This is a genomic window from Pseudomonas frederiksbergensis (assembly GCF_003732275.1).
Taxonomy (GTDB): Bacteria; Pseudomonadota; Gammaproteobacteria; order Pseudomonadales; family Pseudomonadaceae; genus Aquipseudomonas; species Aquipseudomonas frederiksbergensis_H.
In genome coordinates, this window is the sequence record NZ_MOBM01000039.1 from 356,787 (window position 1) to 373,812 (window position 17,026).

The following is a 17,026-nucleotide window of genomic DNA, read 5'->3' on the forward strand; positions in this document are numbered from 1 at the left end:
TTTAGCGCCCCGGTTGCATCGGGGCGGCATTATACATGCCATGCCCGACTCTAAAGAGCGCAATTTCCACAGGTTGTGACCGCATATGACAGGCGAAATGAACATCCTTCCGCTGCCGCAGACCACGCCCGCGACTTCGCGGCCGCTGGTGGTGAGTGGTGAGCTACTCAAGCTGCTGACGCCGATGGAGGGCCTGATCTCCGTTGGGCAAACCGCCAAGGCTGAAGTGCTCTCGCTCAAGCAGACGGATCAGACTTTTCAACTGTTGCTCAAGGTCACCCTCGACAGCGGTCGCCAGACCACGGTCCAGGCCACCAGCACTCAGCCGTTGCCCCAGGGCACCAGCCTGGCGATCACCCAGCCATCGGCGGGCAATCTGGCGATCACGGTGCAACAGGCCATCGCCTCCAGTGTCGCGACCCTCACCCGCATTGACATGGCGCAACTGCCGGTCGGGACGTTGCTGCAAGGCAAAGTACTGACCTCTCAGGTAATGCCGCAGGTACCGGGTCAGCCAACGGTGTTTCGCTCGATGGTGAGCCTGCTCAACACGGCGCTAAGCGGCAGCACGTTGAGCATCGACAGCCCGACGCCGCTGCGCATCGGTACGTTACTGAGCGCCTTGGTGCAGGACACCCAGACCCTGAAGTTCATCCCGCTGAGCAGCCGTCAGGAACAGTTGGCGGTGACCCAACAACTGGTCAGCCAGCAAAGTCGCCAGGGCTCTCTGGATGGCTTGATCAAAGTCCTGCAAAACCTGCCGCCGTCGGATCAGACCTCCAGCGACCTGCGCGCTGTCGTGGACAAATTGCTCGCCGGCCTGCCGGATGTTCAGCAACTGAGCACGCCCAAAGGTCTGGCCCAGGCGCTGGCCAACAGCGGCCTGTTCCTTGAAGCGAAACTGTTGACCGGACAAAACCCGACGCTGACGCCAGACATGAAGGGCGACCTGCTCAAACTGATCGCACAACTGACGCCGGGGCTGCCGGCCAACACCAATCTCAACGCGATCATTGCCGCCAACACCTTGGCCCAGGCGCTGCCGAGTTTCGTGCGCAGCGCCCTCGGTATGCTGGGGCAAGTCAGCGCCAAACCATTGCCGACCAGTTTCCCGCTCCCCGAGCGTCTGCTGCAAAGTCAGGACGGTGAAAATGATCTGGAACACTTGCTGCGCCTGGCTGCGGCGGCCGTCTCGCGTCTGCAAAGCCATCAACTGTCGAGCCTGGAACAGACCGGCCTCACCGACGACCGCCGCCTGCTCAGTACCTGGCAGCTGGAAATCCCCATGCGCAACCTGCAGGACATCGTGCCGTTGCAGGTCAAATTCCAGCGCGAAGAAGCACCCGAGAAAGAACAACCGCACGAGCGCCGCGACGAACGCGAACCCAAGCAACAGTTGTGGCGCGTCGAACTGGCGTTCGATATGGAGCCGTTAGGGCCGTTGCAGATTCAGGCTCAGCTGATCAAAGGCAGCCTCTCCAGTCAGCTGTGGGCCGAACGGCCGTACACCGCGAGCCTGATCGAAAACAATCTGGCCGGGCTGCGCGAACGTCTGCTGGCGTCAGGCCTGAACGTCGGCGATCTGGATTGCCACCTCGGCACACCGCCACAAGGCCCTCAAACCCGCCTCGAACAACGCTGGGTCGACGAAACCGCATGAACGAATCCACCGCACCGCGCCAGGCCATCGCCCTCAAATACGACGGCACCCACGCCCCTACCCTCACGGCCAAAGGTGACGAGGAATTGGCCGAAGCCATTCTGCAGATTGCCCGTGATTATGAAGTGCCGATCTACGAAAACGCCGAACTGGTGAAACTGCTGGCGCGGATGGAATTGGGGGAGAGCATTCCGGAGGCGTTGTATCGCACGATTGCCGAAATCATTGCGTTTGCGTGGAATTTGAAGGGTAAGTTTCCTGAGGGGCAGGATCCGCATGCGGTGATGGTGGAGAAGGACATCACCCAGCGCGGAGATGATTATTGAATCTTTGTTGAATGCAAAAAGATCGCAGCCTCGTTGCACTCGACAGCTCCTACATTGGGACGGTGTACGCCCTGTAGGAGCTGTCGAGTGCAACGAGGCTGCGATCTTTTGATCTTTTCAGTTTCTGTGCAACTTACTCATCAACTCCGCCTCAGCCTGGGTCAACCCGCAAGACTGAGTCAGTTCATCGACGCTGGCCCCCATCCCCACCAGGCGTGCTGCCTGAGCGAATGAAAGACTCGACGGATCACGCTGCTCCAGCTGAGCCAGTTTGTCCGGCAACGGCCCGACTACAGCGCGCAGTTCGTGCAGGTCTTCACCCATGCGCACGTTGCCGTTCTGGTAGTCGTCGACGCGTTTGGCCAGGTCCTTGATGCGCTGATCGCGCAGCGCATCGCCCTCGGCCTGTTGCGCGGCGATCTGCCGCTGAGCGCGGATGTACGCCAGGAACATCGCCAGCGTGCCTGCCCAGAAGAGGAACAGGACAATGACAGCTACCTCAAGAATCAATCAGATACTCTCCAGTTCCGACCATTCTTCTTCGCTCATCATCTTGTCCAGCTCGACCAGGATCAGCAGTTCGTTGTTCTTGTTGCACACGCCTTGAATGAACTTGGCGGACTCTTCGTTACCGACGTTCGGCGCGGTCTCGATTTCCGACTGACGCAGGTAAACCACTTCAGCCACGCTGTCGACCATGATTCCGACCACTTGCTTGTCGGCTTCGATGATGACGATACGGGTGTTGTCGCTGATCTCGGCATTCATCAGGCCGAAGCGCTGACGGGTGTCGATCACCGTGACCACGTTACCGCGCAGGTTGATGATGCCCAGCACGTAGCTCGGAGCACCCGGGACCGGGGCGATTTCGGTGTAGCGCAGGACTTCCTGAACGCGCATCACGTTGATGCCGTAGGTTTCGTTGTCCAGCTTGAAGGTTACCCATTGCAGGATCGGATCTTCGGAACCCTTTGCAGCTGTCGCCTTATCATTCATACCCTGACCCCTCAAAAAACCGCCCTGGCGGTGTGTGTTCTGTGCGACGTCACTGAATGCCGTCGCTTGTCTGTTATGCAGCTTTATGTCGGTTTGTGGATCGGCTTGCCGCCGCCCATGTGCTTTGCCCCACCGCTGGCGATCAGCTCCGCCAGTGCGGAAACGTCGAGCAAGGCGCACATGTGCTCAATCACCGTGCCCGCCAGCCACGGCCGTTGACCCCGGTGGCTGCGCCATTTGATTTCGTTCGGGTCCAGGCGCAATGAGCGGCTGACCTGATGCACCGCCAGCCCCCACTCGTAGCCCTGAACCGAAATTACGTATTGCAGGCCTTGGCGGAAATCATCGCGGTAGCGGTCCGGCATGACCCAGCGCGCGGTGTCCAGAACTTTCAGGTTGCCGGCCTGGCTCGGCAGGATCCCGAGGAACCATTCCGGCTGGCCGAACAACGGTGTCAGCTCGTGACCGGCCAGGGAATAAATCGAACCCAGGCACACCAGCGGCACCGCCAGGGTCAACCCGGCGACGTCGAACAACAGACACTCGAACGGCTCGGCAGCCCATGCCGGACGACCGTCGGTTTCCACCGGTGGTGGCGTGTTGCTTGGTGGCAGATGAACTTCAACCACCGGCGGCACCAACGTTTGCAGCAGTGGTGCAATCGTCGACACGGGCGCCAGAATCGGTGCCGGCGCGTCGATCACGGCCACCGGTGCCTTCATCACTGGCACAACGATGGGTGCAGCGGCCACTGCCGGTTTCTGCGCATCACGGGCCTGTTCTTCAAGCACGGCCGCATGGAACTCATCCAGCACAGCTTCAACCTCGACAACCTCGGGAAGCGCCTCGATTTCTGGCGGCAACTCTTCGGTTGCGTCCTGCAGCAAGGCGTCCAGATAGGACTGGAGGGCCAGTTGCGGACGCGAGGTGATCTTCACCGGCCGAGTCATGCGCACACCATCGTAGGAGCTGCCGAAGGCTGCGATCTTTTGGCGGATTCGAAGATGTCACAAAGCAAGATCAAAAGATCGCAGCCTGCGGCAGCTCCTACAGGGATCGGGTTCATCTCAAGCCACCTGCGGAACAAGTTGTGCCGCCAGCAGATGCTTGAGCAATGCACGGTAAGCGAGAACGCCACGACTTTTGCCGTCGAATTGCGAAGGTGTCAGCCCTGCCCGGCTCGCATCACGCAAGCGGGTGTCGATCGGGATGTAGCCTTGCCAGATTTCTTCCGGGTACTTGTCACGCAGCACGCGAAGGGTGCCGAGGGAAGCCTGGGTGCGACGGTCGAACAGGGTCGGCACGATGCTGAACGGCAGCGCCTGTTTGCGCGAGCGGTTGATCATCGCCAGGGTGTTGACCATGCGTTCCAGGCCTTTAACGGCCAGATGCTCGGTCTGCACCGGGATCACCAACTGCTGGCTGGCCGCCAAGGCATTGACCATCAGCACACCGAGCAACGGCGGGCTGTCGATCACGGCGTAATCAAAATCCTGCCAAAGTTGCGCCAGGCTCTTGGCGATTACCAGGCCCAACCCACTCTGGCCCGGCGACTGGCGCTCAAGGGTTGCCAGCGCGGTGCTCGATGGCAACAGGGAAATGCGTTCATCACTGGTGGGCATCAGCAACTGACCGGGCAAACCTTGCGGCACGCTGCCCTTGTGCAGAAACAGGTCGTAGCTGCTGTGTTCCAGGCTGTCGGGATCGTAACCGAAGTAGCTGGTCATAGAGCCGTGGGGGTCGAGATCGACCACAACCACGCGCTTGCCCGCCTCGGCCAGCAAACCGGCTAAAGCGATGGAGGAAGTGGTTTTACCAACACCACCCTTTTGATTGGCGACTGCCCAGACTCTCATTCGGATTGTTCCTCCCGGTCGAAAAGGTCGGCCGAGAAATAGCTCAACGTATTAATGCGGGTGACGGAGAATTGACGGCGCTCTCTCGTCCCGGCGACTTGACCGGGGTCGGTGCAGTTTGTGTGCCAGCCCGCTTCAACGCGGCATCCGGTTTCGCATTGGCGGTTCCGGTGCCGGTGAGGCTGCGGCGTACATCGAGATTTCGTGAAACCACCAGCACCACCCGACGGTTTCGCGCCCGGCCTTCGGCAGTGGCGTTATTGGCCACCGGCTGGAACTCGCCGTAACCCACCGAGGCCAGACGACCGGGGTTCACGCCCTGCATCGCCAGCATGCGCACGATGCTTGCCGAACGGGCCGAGGACAGTTCCCAGTTGGTCGGGTATTGCGCGGTACGAATCGGCTGATCGTCGGTAAAACCTTCGACGTGGATCGGGTTGTCGAACGGCCTGAGGATCGCGGCGACCTTGTCGATGATGTTGAACGCGATGTCGCTGGGCATGGCGTCGCCACTGCCGAACAACAGGCTGGAATTGAGTTCGATCTCGACCCACAACTCATTGCCGCGCACGGTCATCTGATTGGAACTGATCAAGTCGCCAAACGCCGCGCTGATGTCATCGGCAATGCTTTTGAGCGGGTCGCTGGCACCGGCGATGCCGGCGTCGACCTGCTCGCTGTCTTTGACCAGCGGCTTGGCCGGGGTCACGGTCTTCGGTCGCTCATCGCCGATAGGAATCGGCTTGAGGGCGCGATCAGAGTCGGTAAACACCCCTATCAGCGCCTCGGAAATGATCTTGTACTTGCCTTCGTTGATCGACGAGATCGAGTACATCACCACGAAGAAAGCGAACAGCAACGTAATGAAGTCGGCGTAGGAAACGAGCCAGCGCTCATGGTTTACATGTTCTTCAGGTTGCCTGCGACGAGCCATAATCCATTACCCCCATCAATCCATGAAGCCTTGAAGCTTCAACTCAATAGAGCGAGGGTTTTCACCTTCGGCGATCGACAGAATCCCTTCCAGCAACATCTCGCGATAACGCGACTGCCGCAACGCGATGGACTTGAGCTTGGCGGCAATCGGCAGCAACACCAGGTTGGCACTGGCCACGCCGTAGATGGTGGCGACGAAGGCGACGGCAATGCCGCTACCCAGTTGCGATGGATCGGCCAGGTTGCCCATGACGTGGATCAGGCCCATCACCGCACCGATGATGCCGATGGTCGGCGCGTAGCCGCCCATGCTTTCAAAGACTTTGGCGGCTTCGATGTCGCGGCTTTCCTGGGTGTAGAAATCCACTTCCAGAATGCTGCGAATCGCTTCCGGTTCGGCGCCGTCCACCAGCAATTGCAGGCCTTTGCGCGAGTAGCTGTCGGGTTCTGCGTCGGCCACCCCTTCCAGGCCGAGCAAACCTTCCTTGCGGGCGGTCAGGCTCCAGTTCACGACGCGATCGACGCCGCCGGCCAGGTCCACGCGAGGAGGGAACAGGATCCAGGCAAGAATCTGCATGGCGCGCTTGAAGGCGCTCATTGGCGATTGCAGCAGCGCCGCACCGATGGTCCCACCGAGTACGATCAACGCTGCCGGGCCGTTGGCCAACGCGCCGAGGTGACCGCCTTCAAGGTAGTTGCCGCCAATGATGGCGACGAACGCCATGATGATCCCGATAAGGCTGAGTACATCCATCAGAGACACGCCTCGACCAAGTGTCGGCCGATATCGTCCAGGCTGTACACCGCGTCCGCGAGCTCGGCTTTGACAATCGCCATCGGCATGCCGTAGATCACGCAGCTGGCTTCATCCTGAGCCCAGATCGCACTGCCACCTTGCTTGAGCAGACGCGCGCCTTCGCGACCGTCGGCGCCCATGCCGGTCAGTACCACCGCCAGAACTTTGTCACCGTAGGATTTGGCTGCGGAACCGAAGGTGATGTCCACGCACGGCTTGTAGTTCAGACGCTCGTCGCCCGGCAGGATTTTCACCGCGCCACGGCCGTCGATCATCATTTGCTTGCCACCCGGCGCCAGCAGCGCCAGGCCCGGACGCAGGATGTCGCCATCCTCGGCTTCCTTGACGCTGATGCGGCACAACTTGTCCAGACGCTCGGCGAACGCCTTGGTGAAGGCTGCTGGCATGTGCTGGATCAACACGATCGGTGCCGGGAAATTCGCCGGCAACTGTGTCAGCACCCGTTGCAGTGCCACCGGGCCACCGGTGGAGGTGCCGATGGCGACCAGTTTGTAGGCTTTGCGTTTGGGCGCTGGAGACGACGGAGTCGCTGCATGGCTGCGAGCCGGAATCGGTGCCGGTGCCGGACGCGCAGGCGCGCTGCTGCCGTAGCTGCCGACGCTCGAAGGCGCAGGCGTCGGCGCTGGTGCGGCCACTGGAGCCGGAGCACTGTAGGTGCTGACACGACGGTTACTGCGCGAGATGCTGAGAATCTTTTCGCACAGCAGTTGTTTGACCTTCTCCGGGTTACGGGAGATGTCTTCGAAATTCTTCGGCAGGAAGTCCACCGCGCCGGCGTCCAGCGCATCGAGGGTGACTCGCGCGCCTTCGTGAGTCAGCGAGGAGAACATCAACACCGGGGTCGGGCAGCGCTGCATGATGTGCCGCACTGCCGTGATGCCATCCATCATCGGCATCTCGTAGTCCATGGTGATCACGTCTGGCTTGAGGGCCAGCGCCTGATCGATCGCCTCTTTGCCATTGGTCGCCGTACCGACGACCTGGATATTCGAATCCGCTGAAAGAATTTCCGAGACGCGGCGGCGGAAAAACCCCGAATCGTCCACCACCAGGACTTTGACTGCCATAAACACTCCGTTAGACGGGGCGAGGCTCAGTCGCCCCGCTCCCCCAGAATCAAATACGCCGTGCGGCGTAACGCTTGAGCATGCTCGGAACATCGAGAATCAGCGCAATGCGGCCGTCACCGGTGATGGTGGCGCCGGACATGCCGGGGGTTCCCTGGAGCATTTTGCCCAATGGCTTGATGACCACTTCTTCCTGGCCCACCAGTTGGTCGACGACGAAGCCGATCCGCTGAGTGCCCACCGAAAGGATCACCACATGGCCTTCGCGCTGCTCTTCGTGAGCGGCGGAGCTGACCAGCCAGCGCTTGAGGTAGAACAGAGGCAGCGCCTTGTCCCGCACGATCACCACTTCCTGGCCGTCCACCACGTTGGTGCGCGACAGGTCGAGGTGGAAGATCTCGTTGACGTTCACCAGCGGGAACGCGAACGCCTGGTTGCCGAGCATGACCATCAGCGTCGGCATGATCGCCAGGGTCAACGGGACCTTGATGACGATCTTCGAGCCCTTGCCCTTGGTCGAGTAGATATTGATGGTGCCGTTGAGCTGGGCGATTTTGGTTTTCACCACGTCCATGCCCACGCCGCGCCCGGAGACGTCGGAAATCTCGGTCTTGGTCGAGAAACCCGGGGCGAAGATCAGGTTGAAGCAATCCGACTCGCTGAGACGGTCCGCCGCATCCTTGTCCATCAAGCCTTTCTTCACGGCGATACCGCGCAGAACATCGGCGTCCATGCCTTTGCCATCATCGGAGATGGACAGCAGGATGTGGTCGCCTTCCTGTTCCGCGGACAGGATCACCTTGCCGCTGCGAGGCTTGCCCATCGCTTCGCGCTCAGCCGGCTCTTCGATACCGTGGTCGACCGAGTTGCGCACCAAGTGGACCAGCGGGTCGGCCAGGGCTTCGACGAGGTTCTTGTCGAGGTCGGTTTCTTCGCCGACCAACTCCAGGTTGATCTCTTTCTTGAGCTGGCGAGCCAGGTCGCGAACCAGACGCGGGAAGCGCCCGAAAACTTTCTTGATCGGTTGCATCCGGGTCTTCATGACCGCGGTTTGCAGGTCGGCCGTGACCACGTCGAGGTTCGACACGGCCTTGGACATGGCTTCGTCGCCGCTATTGAGGCCCAGACGGACCAGGCGGTTACGCACCAGTACCAACTCGCCGACCATGTTCATGATTTCGTCGAGACGCGCGGTATCGACACGCACGGTGGTCTCGGCTTCGCTGGCCGGTTTTTCCGGTGGTGGCGCAGCCGGGGCACGAGCAGGCGACGGTGCTGCTGCGGCGGCTGGTTTGGGCGCTTGGGCTTTTGGCTCAGGGGCTTTGGCGACCGGGGTTGCTAGCGCCGAAGCAGCAGAACCTGTGCCCACTTCTGTGAACTTGCCTTTACCGTGTAATTCGTCGAGCAGCGATTCGAACTCGTGATCGGAGATCAGATCGCCGCCGGCGGCTTTAGCGGTTGGCGCAGCCGGGGCCGGAGCCGAAGCAATCGCCGATTCCAGCGCATCGACCGCAAAGTTGCCTTTGCCGTGCAGCTGGTCGAGCAGTGCTTCGAATTCGTCGTCGGTAATGTCGGCGCTGTCGCCTGCCGCTTTCGGGGCAGCCGGTGCGGTAGGCGCCGCGGCCACGGCATCGGGGGCGAACTGGCCTTTGCCGTGCAATTGATCGAGCAATGACTCGAACTCGGCATCGGTGATTTCGTCAGTGGCCGCCGCATCGCTGGTCGGCGCCGGTGCCGGAACAGCAGCTGGCGCCTCGGCCTGAGCCTTGACGGCATTCAGCGAGTCCAGCAGTTGTTCGAATTCGTTATCGGTGATGTCACCTGACTCGCTTTCGGCGGCAGGCTCTTGCACCACTTCAGCGACAGGTGCCGCTTCATCGGCGGTTTGCGGCTCGGCCAAACGGGCCAACGCTGCCAGCAATTCAGGCGTGGCAGCCGTGATCGGGCTGCGTTCGCGGACTTCGCTGAACATGCTGTTCACCGCGTCCAGTGCTTCGAGAACCACGTCCATCAGTTCCGAGTCGACGCGTCGTTCACCCTTGCGCAGGATGTCGAAGACGTTCTCGGCGATGTGACAGCACTCCACCAGCTCATTGAGCTGGAGGAAGCCGGCGCCCCCTTTTACAGTGTGAAAACCGCGAAAAATTGCATTGAGCAAATCCGCATCATCCGGTCGGCTTTCAAGCTCGACCAGCTGTTCGGACAGTTGCTCTAGAATCTCGCCGGCCTCAACCAGGAAATCCTGAAGGATCTCTTCATCGGCGCCGAAGCTCATTAAGGGGGTGCTCCTGAGGTCTAAAAACCTAAAAAACCTAAAATGCTAAAACTCTAAAATCCTAGGCTGGATAACAAATCGTCCACATCGTCCTGACCGGACACAACGTCTTCTCTTTTATCGGCATGAATCTGCGGACCTTCACCCTGAGAGAGATGTTTTTGTGGATCTTTTTCAGCCAGCATCGCTTCACGGTCATGTTCGATACCCGCAAAGCGGTCGACCTGACTGGCCATGAGCACGAGCTTGAGCAAATTGCTTTCAACTTCGGTGACCAATTGGGTCACGCGCTTGATCACCTGACCGGTGAGGTCCTGGTAATCCTGGGCCAGCAGAATGTCGTTGAGGTTGCTCGACACGACGCGGTTGTCTTCACTGCTGCGCGTCAGGAAACCATCAACCCGCCGGGCCAGTTCACGGAACTCTTCAGCCCCGACTTCGCGACGCATGAACCGCCCCCAATCCGTGCTCAGCGCCTGAGCTTCGTCGCTCAGGCCGTTGATCAGCGGCGTGGCGTTTTCCACCAGATCCATGGTGCGGTTGGCCGCGGCCTCGGTCAGCTTGACCACATAGCCCAGGCGCTCAGTGGCATCGGTAATCTGAGACACCTCTTCGGCTTGCGGCATGTGCGGGTCAATCTGAAAATTGACGATCGCGCTATGCAGCTCGCGGGTGAGCTTGCCCACTTCCTGATACAGGCCGCGGTCACGGGTCTGGTTGAGCTCATGGATCAGTTGCACAGCGTCGCCGAACCTGCCTTTTTCAAGGCTTTCGACCAATTCGACCGCGTGTTTTTTCAGGGTCGATTCAAAATCGCCCTGTGAAGATTCGATATGCTCCATAGCTCCCCCGTGGCACAGTTTCTCAACCGATGCGTTCGAAAATCTTCTCGATTTTTTCTTTTAACGCCTGGGCCGTGAAGGGCTTGACCACATAGCCGTTAACACCGGCCTGGGCCGCTTCGATGATCTGCTCGCGCTTGGCTTCAGCGGTCACCATCAGCACCGGCAGGTGCTTGAGCCTTTCATCGGCGCGCACGTGACGCAGCAGGTCGATACCGGTCATGCCAGGCATGTTCCAGTCCGTTACCAGAAAGTCGATGCTCCCGCTGTTGAGCACTGGAATGGCAGTGGTGCCATCATCCGCCTCGACCGTGTTGGTGAACCCAAGGTCACGCAACAGGTTTTTTATGATCCGCCGCATCGTTGAGAAGTCATCAACGATGAGGATTTTCATGTTCTTGTCCAATTCGACCTCCAAGCAGTCTTAAACGCGCCCAGCACCTGGACGCGCCATTTCAATCAATCCGGCAAAGCACTCAATGACTGTCTGGAGCACAACAGATCGAGACGGGCGCAGTTCAACACCACACCCGCTCCATTCGCAGTGTCCCCACACTGCCTTCAGCGCGCTCGCCACTCCCCCAAACGCCCCCGCAAACGGGCCGCGCACTGGCTGTGTAACTGGCTGACCCGCGATTCGCTGACCCCCAGGACCTCACCGATTTCCTTGAGATTCAACTCTTCGTCGTAGTACAGCGCCAAGACCAGTCGCTCACGCTCCGGCAAATTGGCAATCGCGTCCGCCAGCGCCGCCTGGAAGCGTTCATCTTCCAGATCGCGTGACGGCTCGAGATGAGCACTCGCGCCATCCTCATGCAGCCCTTCGTGTTCGCCGTCCTGCAACAGATCGTCGAAACTGAATAACCGGCTGCCGAGGGTGTCGTTCAAAATCCCGTAATAATCGTCGAGACTCAATTGGAGTTCGGCCGCAACCTCATGATCTTTAGCGTCACGACCGGTTTTAGCTTCAATCGAGCGAATCGCGTCGCTGACCATACGGGTATTGCGGTGAACCGAACGTGGCGCCCAGTCCCCCTTGCGCACTTCATCGAGCATCGCGCCGCGGATTCGAATGCCCGCGTACGTCTCGAAACTCGCGCCTTTGCTGGCGTCGTATTTGGTTGATACTTCAAGCAGGCCGATCATGCCGGCCTGGATCAGGTCTTCGACCTGGACACTGGCCGGCAAACGCGCCAGCAAATGGTAGGCAATGCGTTTGACCAGTGGCGCGTAACGCTCGATTAGCTCGTACTGCGCGTCACGTGCCGATTTCTTGTAGAGGTTGTAACCGCTGGCTGTCATAGGACGGGTCCTGCCGTTTGTTGCACGAGGCGCTCGACGAAAAATTCCAGATGCCCACGCGGGTTGGCCGGCAGCGGCCAGGTATCGACCTTCTGCGCAATGGCCTTGAAGGCCAGAGCGCACTTGGAACGGGGAAAGGCTTCGTAGACGGCACGCTGCTTCTGCACGGCCTTGCGCACGCTTTCGTCGTAAGGCACCGCACCGACGTACTGTAAGGCGACGTCAAGAAAACGATCCGTGACCTTGGTCAACTTGGCAAACAGGTTGCGGCCCTCCTGCGGGCTCTGCGCCATGTTGGCCAGGACGCGGAAACGATTCATGCCGTAGTCGCGGTTCAGCAGTTTGATCAGCGCGTAAGCGTCGGTGATGGAGGTTGGTTCGTCGCACACCACCAGCAAGACTTCCTGGGCTGCGCGCACGAAACTGACTACCGAGTCACCAATGCCCGCAGCGGTGTCGATCACCAATACGTCGAGGTTGTCGCCGATGTCGCTGAAGGCTTGGATCAGGCCGGCATGCTGGGCCGGGCTCAGATGAACCATGCTCTGGGTGCCGGACGCGGCCGGGACGATGCGGATACCGCCGGGCCCTTGCAGCAGCACGTCGCGCAGCTCACAGCGGCCTTCGATCACGTCGGCCAGGGTACGTTTGGGTGTCAGCCCCAGCAGGACGTCGACGTTCGCCAGCCCCAGATCGGCATCCAGCAACATGACGCGCCGGCCGAGCTCAGCTAGAGCCAGGGACAAGTTCACTGACACGTTAGTCTTCCCGACGCCACCTTTGCCGCCGGTCACCGCGATCACCTGTACGGGATGCATGCTGCCCATGTTATTTCTTTACCTTGTCTTACTTAGACGGAGGCCACATTACTGGCTGCGCGTTCACCAACTGAACAATGCATTGGCAGACCATCGATGTAGGTACAAAAACTGTTCATTAATACCTCAGCCAACCCGCTTGGTCGGACTGTGGTAGAGGTCAGCGAACATATCAGCCATGGCTTCTTCGCTGGGTTCTTCCTGCATTTGCACGCTAACGGCGCGGCTGACCAACTGATGACGACGCGGCAGATGCAAGTCATCCGGGATCCGCGGGCCATCGGTCAGGTAAGCCACCGGCAATTCATGACTGATGGCCAGGCTCAACACCTCACCCAGGCTTGCCGTTTCATCCAGTTTAGTCAGGATGCAGCCAGCTAGCCCGCAGCGCTTGTAACTGTGATAAGCGGCGGTTAGAACCTGTTTCTGGCTAGTGGTTGCCAAGACCAGATAATTTTTTGATTTGATGCCCCGTCCGGCCAGGCTTTCGAGCTGCATGCGCAGTGCCGGATCGCTGGCCTGCAGGCCGGCGGTATCGATCAGCACCACGCGCTTGCGCAGCAAAGGCTCCAGCGCCTGCACCAGGGATTGGCCCGGATCGACGTGGGTGACCGACACGTTGAGGATGCGGCCCAGGGTCTTGAGCTGTTCCTGAGCACCGATGCGATAGCTGTCCATGCTCACCAGCGCGATGTTCTGCGCGCCGTACTTGAGCACGTAACGGGCCGCGAGCTTGGCCAGCGTGGTGGTCTTGCCCATGCCGGCCGGGCCGACCATGGCAATCACACCGCCCTCTTCCAGCGGCTCGACTTCCGGGGTAGCAATCATCCGCGCCAGGTGCGCGAGCAACATGCGCCACGCCTGACGGGGTTCTTCAATGTCGGTAATCAGCGCCAGCAGATCACGCGACAACGGGCCCGACAGGCCGATGCGTTGCAGGCGACGCCACAGGTTGGCCTGCGCCGGACGGCTGCCTTGCAGCTGATTCCAGGCCAGCGAGCCAAGTTGCACTTCCATCAGTTCACGCAGGCTGTTGAGCTCGAAACGCATCGAGTCAAACGCACGCGGGTCGACGCCGGTCGCTGCGGCAGGCGCAGGTGCCGGGCGCCGAGGCTCTGCCAGCGTTGGCTCGATCAGCGGTTCGGCGGCAGTCAACGGCAGGCCGGCGAACAATTGGCGATTGGTGGCCTTGTCGCTCTCGCCATCGCCCCGCAGGCTCAATTCGGCCTGGGCGGTGACGATCCGCGACTGGGTCTTGCGCAGCTCGTCCTCGAGTTCCATGTTCGGAACACGCGGGGCCAGCGCCGACAATTTGTAATCCAGGGCAGCCGTCAGCTCGACACCGCCAGCGATCCGGCGATTGCCAATGATCGCGGCATCGGCGCCCAGCTCATCACGAACCAGTTTCATGGCCTGACGCATATCGGCGGCGAAAAAACGCTTAACTTGCATAAACCACTACCTCAGCCGTTGGGCCCTACTGTCGCAACGATGGTCACTTGCTTGTTGTCAGGGATTTCCTGGTAAGCCAACACATGCAAACCCGGGACTGCCAGTCGGCCGAATCGCGAGAGCATCGCGCGAACCGGACCGGCCACCAGCAGAATCACCGGCTGACCTTGCATTTCCTGACGCTGCGCCGCTTCGATCAACGAGCGTTGCAGTTTCTCTGCCATGCTTGGCTCCAGCAGAACACCCTCTTCCGAGCCTTGTCCTGCCTTCTGAAGACTATTGAGCAATATTTGTTCCAACCTTGGCTCCAAGGTGATCACAGGCAGCTCCGACTCAGTGCCTACAATGCTTTGCACGATTGCACGAGATACGCCGACGCGCACCGCGGCCACCAAAGCGGCAGTATCTTGACTCTTGGCGGCGTTGTTGGCGATGGCTTCAGCGATGCTGCGAATGTCCCGCACCGGCACCTGTTCGGCCAGCAATGCCTGCAAGACTTTGAGCAGTTGCGACAGTGAAACCACCCCCGGCACCAACTCTTCTGCCAGTTTCGGTGAGCTTTTGGCCAGCAATTGCATGAGTTGCTGGACTTCTTCGTGGCCAATCAGCTCGCTGGAGTGCTTGTACAAAATCTGGTTCAAGTGGGTTGCCACTACCGTACTGGCATCGACCACGGTGTAGCCGAGGGATTGCGCCTGGGCCCGCTGGCTGATTTCGATCCAGACCGCCTCCAGACCAAAAGCCGGATCTTTGGCGGTGATGCCGTTGAGCGTGCCGTAGACCTGCCCCGGGTTGATCGCCAACTCGCGGTCCGGGTAAATCTCGGCCTCGGCCAGGATCACGCCCATCAGGGTCAGACGGTAGGCGCTTGGCGCCAGGTCGAGGTTGTCACGGATATGCACAGTCGGCATCAGGAAGCCCAGGTCCTGGGAGAGTTTTTTACGCACACCCTTGATCCGCGCCAGCAACTGACCACCCTGATTGCGATCCACCAGCGGAATCAGGCGATAGCCGACTTCCAGACCGATCATGTCGATCGGCGTCACGTCATCCCAGCCAAGCTCCTTGGTTTCCTGCGCGCGGGCCGGCGATGGCAGCAGTTCCTGCTGACGCTTGACCTCTTGCAGGGCCTGAACCTTGACGGCGTTTTGCTTCTTCCAGAACAGGTAAGCGCCACCGGCCGCCAAGGCTGCCATGCTCAGAAAGGAGAAGTGCGGCATGCCTGGCACCAGGCCCATCACCGCCATCAAGCCAGCGGCCACTGCCAAGGCTTTCGGCGAGGCGAACATCTGGCGATTGATCTGCTTGCCCATATCTTCCGAACCGGAAGCACGGGTCACCATGATCGCAGCGGCAGTCGACAACAGCAGTGATGGCAATTGCGCCACCAAACCGTCACCGATGGTCAACAAGGCGTACACCCGACCGGCATCGCCAAAGCTCATGCCGTGCTGAAAAATACCGACCGCCATGCCGCCGATCAGGTTGATAAACAGAATCAGCAGGCCGGCGATGGCGTCACCGCGCACGAACTTGCTGGCACCGTCCATGGAACCGTAGAACTCGGCTTCCTGGGCCACTTCCATCCGGCGCAGTTTCGCCTGGTTCTGATCGATCAGGCCGGCGTTCAAATCGGCGTCGATCGCCATTTGTTTGCCGGGCATCGCATCGAGGGTGAAACGCGCGCTCACCTCGGAAATCCGCCCGGCGCCCTTGGTCACCACGACGAAGTTGATGATCATCAAAATCGCGAAGACCACGATACCGACCACATAGTTACCGCCGATCACCACCTCACCGAAGGCCTGGATCACCTTACCGGCGGCGGCATGACCGTCCTGGCCGTGGAGCATCACCACCCGTGTCGAGGCCACGTTCAGCGCCAGTCGCAGCAACGTCGCCACCAGCAGAATAGTCGGGAACACCGCAAAATCCAGCGGCCGCAAGGCGTACACGCAGACCAGCAATACGACGATGGACAAGGCAATGTTGAACGTGAAAAACACGTCCAGCAGGAACGGCGGCACCGGCAACATCATCATGGCCAGCATGACCAGCAGCAACAGCGGCACACCCAGATTGCCCCGACTGAGGTCGGCAACGTTTGTGCGTGCAGTGTTGATTAACTGAGAGCGATCCACCGGTTTTCCCCGTTCCTTTAAAGCAAACTTTTGACGCCTGAAGCAGGCGCAGGGCGGCTACTGCAAGAAGCTTTCCAACTTTTGCTGGGGTGGGGAATAAAGGGTTGCGCGAGTCACGGAAGATCAAAAGATCGCAGCCTTCGGCAGCTCCTACGGATTGGGTTTACACCGCAACATCGCGGGTAACGCATGATCCATGTAGGAGCTGCCGAAGGCTGCGATCTTTTGATTTTAAACAGACATGTTTAATCGACATCTCCAGACACTCACCCAGACTACACATCCTTGCGTCGCTGCCTACGACTACGCCAGAATCCGCTGGCTTGTGCGCCTAAGGGCCGGGCTCTATCGTTTCCCTGTCGCTGAAAAACAGCGATCGGGTTTGGTAGCCCGGTTTGACTTGCGTGCATAGCGCACCTGATGCAGAGCCTTTTCGGCCTGCGTTTATGGTGGCCATGCGCAGGGCACCTTCGGGTGCGCCGGTTTTCCAAGTCACCGGCCTACCAACCTTCGTATGGCCACCACCCCTTCGTTTGGT

16 protein-coding genes are annotated in these 17,026 nt (G+C 60.0%); 2 read left to right on the forward strand and 14 right to left on the reverse strand.

The window, feature by feature from the left end; all coding sequences use genetic code 11:
* Nucleotides 1–85 precede the first annotated feature (85 nt).
* Together fliK and BK662_RS27695 are read left to right on the forward strand one after the other, a co-directional pair.
* Nucleotides 86–1,660 carry a flagellar hook-length control protein FliK gene (gene fliK, locus BK662_RS27690; protein ID WP_123360191.1) on the forward strand — a complete coding sequence of 525 codons (1,575 nt, stop codon included), beginning with the start codon at nt 86–88 and terminating at the stop codon, nt 1,658–1,660.
* A complete protein-coding gene (locus tag BK662_RS27695; protein WP_123360192.1) occupies nt 1,657–1,986 on the forward strand; it encodes an EscU/YscU/HrcU family type III secretion system export apparatus switch protein in 330 nt (109 codons plus the stop codon). Before fliK ends, BK662_RS27695 begins: the two co-directional genes overlap by 4 nt.
* A gap of 117 nt (nt 1,987–2,103) precedes the next feature.
* Here the strand turns inward: BK662_RS27695 and BK662_RS27700 are convergent, their stop codons facing one another.
* From BK662_RS27700 to flhA, 14 genes are all read right to left on the reverse strand, one after another.
* On the reverse strand, nt 2,104–2,496 hold the full coding sequence (locus BK662_RS27700) for a DUF2802 domain-containing protein (protein ID WP_123360193.1): 393 nt from the start codon (nt 2,494–2,496) through the stop codon (nt 2,104–2,106).
* Nucleotides 2,497–2,982 (reverse strand): chemotaxis protein CheW, encoded by a 486-nt coding sequence (locus BK662_RS27705; RefSeq protein WP_007980742.1) that lies wholly within the window; start codon nt 2,980–2,982, stop codon nt 2,497–2,499. It abuts the gene before it with no gap.
* An 83-nt stretch (nt 2,983–3,065) separates the two neighbouring features.
* Nucleotides 3,066–3,932, reverse strand: coding sequence for a CheW domain-containing protein (locus BK662_RS27710; RefSeq protein ID WP_123360194.1), 867 nt, complete (start codon nt 3,930–3,932; stop codon nt 3,066–3,068).
* A gap of 117 nt (nt 3,933–4,049) precedes the next feature.
* Entirely contained in the window at nt 4,050–4,838 is a 789-nt protein-coding gene (locus tag BK662_RS27715; protein WP_030130563.1) for a ParA family protein, read from the reverse strand.
* Between the two features lie 43 nt (nt 4,839–4,881).
* Nucleotides 4,882–5,772 (reverse strand): flagellar motor protein MotD, encoded by an 891-nt coding sequence (motD, locus tag BK662_RS27720; RefSeq protein ID WP_123360195.1) that lies wholly within the window; start codon nt 5,770–5,772, stop codon nt 4,882–4,884.
* A 15-nt stretch (nt 5,773–5,787) separates the two neighbouring features.
* Nucleotides 5,788–6,528 carry a flagellar motor protein gene (locus tag BK662_RS27725; protein ID WP_123360196.1) on the reverse strand — a complete coding sequence of 247 codons (741 nt, stop codon included), beginning with the start codon at nt 6,526–6,528 and terminating at the stop codon, nt 5,788–5,790.
* Nucleotides 6,528–7,658 carry a protein-glutamate methylesterase/protein-glutamine glutaminase gene (locus BK662_RS27730; RefSeq protein ID WP_123360197.1) on the reverse strand — a complete coding sequence of 377 codons (1,131 nt, stop codon included), beginning with the start codon at nt 7,656–7,658 and terminating at the stop codon, nt 6,528–6,530. The genes BK662_RS27725 and BK662_RS27730 overlap by 1 nt, the downstream gene beginning before the upstream one ends.
* A 49-nt stretch (nt 7,659–7,707) precedes the next feature.
* Entirely contained in the window at nt 7,708–9,933 is a 2,226-nt protein-coding gene (locus BK662_RS27735) for a chemotaxis protein CheA (RefSeq protein WP_123360198.1), read from the reverse strand.
* 53 nt (nt 9,934–9,986) lie between these two features.
* Nucleotides 9,987–10,775, reverse strand: coding sequence for a protein phosphatase CheZ (locus BK662_RS27740; RefSeq protein ID WP_123360199.1), 789 nt, complete (start codon nt 10,773–10,775; stop codon nt 9,987–9,989).
* A gap of 22 nt (nt 10,776–10,797) precedes the next feature.
* On the reverse strand, nt 10,798–11,169 hold the full coding sequence (locus tag BK662_RS27745) for a chemotaxis response regulator CheY (RefSeq protein WP_007975363.1): 372 nt from the start codon (nt 11,167–11,169) through the stop codon (nt 10,798–10,800).
* A gap of 167 nt (nt 11,170–11,336) precedes the next feature.
* A complete protein-coding gene (gene fliA, locus BK662_RS27750; RefSeq protein WP_007894214.1) occupies nt 11,337–12,077 on the reverse strand; it encodes an RNA polymerase sigma factor FliA in 741 nt (246 codons plus the stop codon).
* Nucleotides 12,074–12,904, reverse strand: coding sequence for a flagellar synthesis regulator FleN (gene fleN, locus BK662_RS27755; protein ID WP_003222917.1), 831 nt, complete (start codon nt 12,902–12,904; stop codon nt 12,074–12,076). The genes fliA and fleN overlap by 4 nt, the downstream gene beginning before the upstream one ends.
* A gap of 117 nt (nt 12,905–13,021) precedes the next feature.
* Nucleotides 13,022–14,347: a flagellar biosynthesis GTPase FlhF gene (flhF, locus tag BK662_RS27760; protein WP_123360200.1), complete on the reverse strand. Its 1,326-nt coding sequence runs from the start codon at nt 14,345–14,347 to the stop codon at nt 13,022–13,024.
* A gap of 11 nt (nt 14,348–14,358) precedes the next feature.
* Nucleotides 14,359–16,488 (reverse strand): flagellar biosynthesis protein FlhA, encoded by a 2,130-nt coding sequence (gene flhA, locus BK662_RS27765; RefSeq protein ID WP_123360201.1) that lies wholly within the window; start codon nt 16,486–16,488, stop codon nt 14,359–14,361.
* Nucleotides 16,489–17,026 lie beyond the last annotated feature (538 nt).

Coding starts and splice junctions, on each gene's coding strand:
- fliA (WP_007894214.1), bottom strand. CDS start 12,077: ATGACAGCCAGCGGTTACAACCTCTACAAGAAATCGGCACGTGACGCG.
- fliK (WP_123360191.1), top strand. CDS start 86: ATGACAGGCGAAATGAACATCCTTCCGCTGCCGCAGACCACGCCCGCG.
- BK662_RS27695 (WP_123360192.1), top strand. CDS start 1,657: ATGAACGAATCCACCGCACCGCGCCAGGCCATCGCCCTCAAATACGAC.
- BK662_RS27705 (WP_007980742.1), bottom strand. CDS start 2,982: ATGAATGATAAGGCGACAGCTGCAAAGGGTTCCGAAGATCCGATCCTG.
- flhF (WP_123360200.1), bottom strand. CDS start 14,347: ATGCAAGTTAAGCGTTTTTTCGCCGCCGATATGCGTCAGGCCATGAAA.
- BK662_RS27725 (WP_123360196.1), bottom strand. CDS start 6,528: ATGGATGTACTCAGCCTTATCGGGATCATCATGGCGTTCGTCGCCATC.
- BK662_RS27710 (WP_123360194.1), bottom strand. CDS start 3,932: ATGACTCGGCCGGTGAAGATCACCTCGCGTCCGCAACTGGCCCTCCAG.
- BK662_RS27740 (WP_123360199.1), bottom strand. CDS start 10,775: ATGGAGCATATCGAATCTTCACAGGGCGATTTTGAATCGACCCTGAAA.
- BK662_RS27735 (WP_123360198.1), bottom strand. CDS start 9,933: ATGAGCTTCGGCGCCGATGAAGAGATCCTTCAGGATTTCCTGGTTGAG.
- motD (WP_123360195.1), bottom strand. CDS start 5,772: ATGGCTCGTCGCAGGCAACCTGAAGAACATGTAAACCATGAGCGCTGG.
- BK662_RS27730 (WP_123360197.1), bottom strand. CDS start 7,658: ATGGCAGTCAAAGTCCTGGTGGTGGACGATTCGGGGTTTTTCCGCCGC.
- BK662_RS27715 (WP_030130563.1), bottom strand. CDS start 4,838: ATGAGAGTCTGGGCAGTCGCCAATCAAAAGGGTGGTGTTGGTAAAACC.
- fleN (WP_003222917.1), bottom strand. CDS start 12,904: ATGGGCAGCATGCATCCCGTACAGGTGATCGCGGTGACCGGCGGCAAA.
- BK662_RS27745 (WP_007975363.1), bottom strand. CDS start 11,169: ATGAAAATCCTCATCGTTGATGACTTCTCAACGATGCGGCGGATCATA.